Here is a 5677-nt window from a genome sequence, read left to right on the forward strand (position 1 = left end):
TCTATAATACGCACCTCATCAGGACGAGCTAAGCATTACTAGGGTAAATTACATAGTAACAACGCAGCGAACCTTGAGAAACAAATTAGATAAAAAGCTTGACAAACCAAATCGTTATGATATGATAGTCGGCTCGCTAGATAGGATAAACCACTAAGGTTTAGCGCTATTTAGCCTTACTTACTATAAGTAAGCGAAATATCTTACTACTGGACGACAGTATAAGACACTATTTAAAAGCACAACTAAAGAACAACTTGTGTGGATTTTTGCTGATTTAGAATGCTAAAAAATAAAGTTGGTTTTGACTTCTTTTCGGAGTCAGTTCTAACTATAAAAATTATCATTTACTCAGCAGAAAAACTCAAAGTTAATTCATTACGAACATAATTTTAAGCGATTTGCTAGAATAAATGAGCCAAGTTTAGAAGCTTCTTTAAAGAGCTTCATAGCAAGATTAAACTGAAGAGTTTGATCATGGCTCAGATTGAACGCTGGCGGCAGGCTTAACACATGCAAGTCGAGCGGAAACGATACCAGCTTGCTGGTAGGCGTCGAGCGGCGGACGGGTGAGTAACACTTAGGAATCTACCTAGTAGTGGGGGATAGCTCGGGGAAACTCGAATTAATACCGCATACGACCTACGGGAGAAAGGGGGCAGTTTACTGCTCTCGCTATTAGATGAGCCTAAGTCGGATTAGCTAGATGGTGGGGTAAAGGCCTACCATGGCGACGATCTGTAGCTGGTCTGAGAGGATGATCAGCCACACCGGGACTGAGACACGGCCCGGACTCCTACGGGAGGCAGCAGTGGGGAATATTGGACAATGGGGGCAACCCTGATCCAGCCATGCCGCGTGTGTGAAGAAGGCCTTTTGGTTGTAAAGCACTTTAAGCAGTGAAGAAGACCATATGGTTAATACCCATATGCGATGACATTAGCTGCAGAATAAGCACCGGCTAACTCTGTGCCAGCAGCCGCGGTAATACAGAGGGTGCAAGCGTTAATCGGAATTACTGGGCGTAAAGCGAGCGTAGGTGGCTTGATAAGTCAGATGTGAAATCCCCGGGCTTAACCTGGGAACTGCATCTGATACTGTTAAGCTAGAGTAGGTGAGAGGGAAGTAGAATTCCAGGTGTAGCGGTGAAATGCGTAGAGATCTGGAGGAATACCGATGGCGAAGGCAGCTTCCTGGCATCATACTGACACTGAGGCTCGAAAGCGTGGGTAGCAAACAGGATTAGATACCCTGGTAGTCCACGCCGTAAACGATGTCTACTAGTCGTTGGGGAACTTGATTCCTTAGTGACGCAGCTAACGCAATAAGTAGACCGCCTGGGGAGTACGGCCGCAAGGTTAAAACTCAAATGAATTGACGGGGGCCCGCACAAGCGGTGGAGCATGTGGTTTAATTCGATGCAACGCGAAGAACCTTACCTGGTCTTGACATATCTAGAATCCTGCAGAGATGCGGGAGTGCCTTCGGGAATTAGAATACAGGTGCTGCATGGCTGTCGTCAGCTCGTGTCGTGAGATGTTGGGTTAAGTCCCGCAACGAGCGCAACCCTTGTCCTTAGTTACCAGCGGGTTAAGCCGGGAACTCTAAGGATACTGCCAGTGACAAACTGGAGGAAGGCGGGGACGACGTCAAGTCATCATGGCCCTTACGACCAGGGCTACACACGTGCTACAATGGTAGGTACAGAGGGCAGCTACACAGCGATGTGATGCGAATCTCAAAAAGCCTATCGTAGTCCAGATTGGAGTCTGCAACTCGACTCCATGAAGTAGGAATCGCTAGTAATCGCGGATCAGAATGCCGCGGTGAATACGTTCCCGGGCCTTGTACACACCGCCCGTCACACCATGGGAGTTGATTGCACCAGAAGTGGTTAGCCGAACCTTTTAGGACGGCGATCACCACGGTGTGGTTGATGACTGGGGTGAAGTCGTAACAAGGTAGCCGTAGGGGAACCTGCGGCTGGATCACCTCCTTATAGACGCATTCGGTCAGCAAGAATTCACAACAAGTTGTTCTTTAGTTTAAGCTTACGTTTTAGGACGTACTAGGGTCTGTAGCTCAGCTGGTTAGAGCACCGTGTTGATAACGCGGGGGTCGGTGGTTCAAGTCCACCTAGACCCACCATTATACATGGGGCCATAGCTCAGTTGGTAGAGCGCCTGCCTTGCACGCAGGAGGTCAACGGTTCGACTCCGTTTGGCTCCACCACTACAAACCTCGGTAGCTTAGAGTGCAAATAAATACAATAGGTATTAAATAGAAACAAGTGATTTATCTTTGAACAAAGACACGATTACTTCTTTCTGTTTTATACGGAAATCTATGACTTGACGAGAGCATAGAGACTATTTAAAAACATAGATATGAGTCTGGGTTAGCAATAACATTTCACGTGTTATTGCTAACCTGAAGACTAGCCTTTTAACGACATTGTTTGTTATCCCAAGGGCTAGTCTTCAAAGTAAAGAGAACTGAATCAAGCGTAAACATAGGTGATATCGTTATAATTGCTGACAAAGACCCTTTGGGGTTGTATGGTCAAGTAATTAAGCGCACATGGTGGATGCCTTGGCAGTCAGAGGCGATGAAAGACGTGACAGCCTGCGATAAGCTTCGGGGAGGCGGCAATATCCTGTGATCCGGAGATTTCTGAATGGGGAAACCCACTTACCATAAGGTAAGTATCTTGTACTTGTACAAGAAGCGAACGAGGGGAAGTGAAACATCTCAGTACCCTTAGGAATAGACATCAATTGAGATTCCCCTAGTAGCGGCGAGCGAACGGGGAGAAGCCGATTAATGCTAATGTAGAAGAACAGCGTGGGAAAGCTGACCATAGTAGGTGATAGTCCTGTATTCGAAACATTAGCGTTAACATATTAAGTAGAGCGGGGCACGAGAAATCCTGTTTGAAGATGGGGGGACCATCCTCCAAGGCTAAATACTCCTGACTGACCGATAGTGAACCAGTACCGTGAGGGAAAGGCGAAAAGAACCCCTGTGAGGGGAGTGAAATAGAACCTGAAACCGTGTGCGTACAAGCAGTGGGAGCCCACTTGTTGGGTGACCGCGTACCTTTTGTATAATGGGTCAGCGACTTATATTCTGTAGCAAGGTTAACCGTTTAGGGGAGCCGTAGGGAAACCGAGTCTTAATAGGGCGTCTAGTTGCAGGGTATAGACCCGAAACCGAGTGATCTATCCATGAGCAGGTTGAAAGTGCCGTAACAGGCACCGGAGGACCGAACCCACTGTCGTTGAAAAGCCAGGGGATGACTTGTGGATAGGGGTGAAAGGCTAATCAAACTCGGTGATAGCTGGTTCTCCCCGAAAGCTATTTAGGTAGCGCCTCGGACGAACACCATTGGGGGTAGAGCACTGTTTCGGCTAGGGGGTCATACCGACTTACCAAACCGATGCAAACTCCGAATACCGATGAGTGATATCCGGGAGACACACGGTGGGTGCTAACGTCCATCGTGGAGAGGGAAACAACCCAGACCGCCAGCTAAGGCCCCAAATTCCTAGTTAAGTGGGAAACGAGGTGGGAAGGCATAGACAGCTAGGAGGTTGGCTTAGAAGCAGCCATCCTTTAAAGAAAGCGTAATAGCTCACTAGTCGAGTCGGCCCGCGCGGAAGATGTAACGGGGCTCAAACTAGGAGCCGAAGCTGCGGATTTGAATTTGTTTTCAAGTGGTAGGGGAGCGTTGTGTAAGCCTGTGAAGGTGTGTTGTAAAGCATGCTGGAGGTATCACAAGAGCGAATGCTGACGTGAGTAACGATAATGCGAGTGAAAAGCTCGCACGCCGGAAGATCAAGGGTTCCAGTCCAACGTTAATCGGGGCTGGGTGAGTCGACCCCTAAGGCGAGGCCGAAAGGCGTAGTCGATGGGAAATCGGTTAATATTCCGATACTTGTTTATGATGCGATGGAGGGACGGAGAAGGTTATGCCAGCTCAGCGATGGTTGTCTGAGTGGAAGGATGTAGGTTTATAGCTTAGGTAAATCCGGGCTATTTTATACCGAGATCTGATAGCAAGTCCTACTTGTAGGACGAAGTGGCAAATACCATGCTTCCAGGAAAAGCTTCTAAGCGATAGTCATAAACGAATCGTACCCTAAACCGACACAGGTGATCAGGTAGAGAATACCAAGGCGCTTGAGAGAACTCTGCTGAAGGAACTAGGCAAAATGGTACCGTAACTTCGGGAGAAGGTACGCTGCTGATGGTGAAGGACTTGCTCCGTAAGCTATTGGCAGTCGCAGATACCAGGCTGCTGCAACTGTTTATTAAAAACACAGCACTCTGCAAACACGAAAGTGGACGTATAGGGTGTGATGTCTGCCCGGTGCTGGAAGGTTAATTGATGGGCTTAGCGTATGCGAAGGTCTTGATCGAAGCCCCAGTAAACGGCGGCCGTAACTATAACGGTCCTAAGGTAGCGAAATTCCTTGTCGGGTAAGTTCCGACCTGCACGAATGACATAATGATGGCAGCGCTGTCTCCAGCAGAGACTCAGTGAAATCGAAATCGCAGTGAAGATGCTGTGTACCCGCGGCTAGACGGAAAGACCCCGTGAACCTTTACTACAGCTTTACATTGAACTTTGACCTGACTTGTGCAGGATAGGTGGGAGGCTTTGAAACCGAGACGCTAGTCTTGGTGGAGCCAATCTTGAAATACCACCCTGGTCATGTTGGGGTTCTAACTCAGGTATAACAATACCGAGGACAATGTATGGTGGGTAGTTTGACTGGGGCGGTCTCCTCCTAAAGAGTAACGGAGGAGTACGAAGGTGCGCTCAGAACGGTCGGAAATCGTTCATAGAGTATAAAGGCAAAAGCGCGCTTAACTGCGAGACCCACAAGTCGAGCAGGTACGAAAGTAGGTCTTAGTGATCCGGTGGTTCTGTATGGAAGGGCCATCGCTCAACGGATAAAAGGTACTCTGGGGATAACAGGCTGATACCGCCCAAGAGTTCATATCGACGGCGGTGTTTGGCACCTCGATGTCGGCTCATCTCATCCTAGGGCTGAAGCAGGTCCTAAGGGTATGGCTGTTCGCCATTTAAAGAGGTACGCGAGCTGGGTTTAGAACGTCGTGAGACAGTTCGGTCCCTATCTACCGTGGGCGTTGGAAATTTGAGAGGATCTGCTCCTAGTACGAGAGGACCAGAGTGGACGAACCGCTGGTGTTCGGGTTGTCATGCCAATGGCATTGCCCGGTAGCTACGTTCGGATGGGATAACCGCTGAAAGCATCTAAGCGGGAAGCCCACCTCAAGATTAGATTTCCCTAAAGAGCCGTTCAAGACTAGGACGTTGATAGGCAGGGTGTGGAAGCGCAGCGATGTGTGGAGCTAACCTGTACTAATTGCTCGTTTGGCTTGACCATACAACACCCAAGTGGTTTGTATCAAGCATTATATCGATATCACCTTTATCCTTGATTCAGTTAGGATAAGTGATACTTAAGTCATTAAGTAAAACAAACACAGACTCATATCTAACCCCCTTTGCTGACGACAATAGCACGATGGCACCACCTGATCCCTTCCCGAACTCAGAAGTGAAACATCGTTGCGCCAATGGTAGTGTGGCTCCGGCCATGTGAGAGTAGGTCATCGTCAGCTCCCTATTCCTAAAAAGCCCCCT

Annotated in this window: 2 tRNA genes and 3 rRNA genes; all 5 read left to right on the forward strand. The window is 48.4% G+C overall.

The features are described from left to right. The first annotated feature begins 459 nt into the window (after positions 1 to 459). The 5 genes from J3491_RS11715 to rrf all read left to right on the forward strand — a co-directional run bounded on the left by J3491_RS11715 (position 460) and on the right by rrf (position 5655). Positions 460 to 1999, forward strand: a 16S ribosomal RNA gene (locus tag J3491_RS11715). A 72-nt stretch (positions 2000 to 2071) separates the two neighbouring features. Beyond that, positions 2072 to 2148: transfer RNA gene (locus J3491_RS11720), tRNA-Ile, on the forward strand. 8 nt (positions 2149 to 2156) lie between these two features. Then, positions 2157 to 2232, forward strand: a tRNA-Ala gene (locus J3491_RS11725). Between the two features lie 328 nt (positions 2233 to 2560). Then, positions 2561 to 5417: ribosomal RNA gene (locus J3491_RS11730) — 23S ribosomal RNA — on the forward strand. Between the two features lie 123 nt (positions 5418 to 5540). Then, positions 5541 to 5655: ribosomal RNA gene (gene rrf, locus J3491_RS11735) — 5S ribosomal RNA — on the forward strand. Together the 16S, 23S and 5S rRNA genes with 2 tRNA genes alongside form the textbook arrangement of a ribosomal RNA operon. Positions 5656 to 5677 lie beyond the last annotated feature (22 nt).

Origin of the sequence: Psychrobacter halodurans, assembly GCF_017498075.1 — a bacterium.
Lineage (GTDB): Bacteria > Pseudomonadota > Gammaproteobacteria > Pseudomonadales > Moraxellaceae > Psychrobacter > Psychrobacter celer.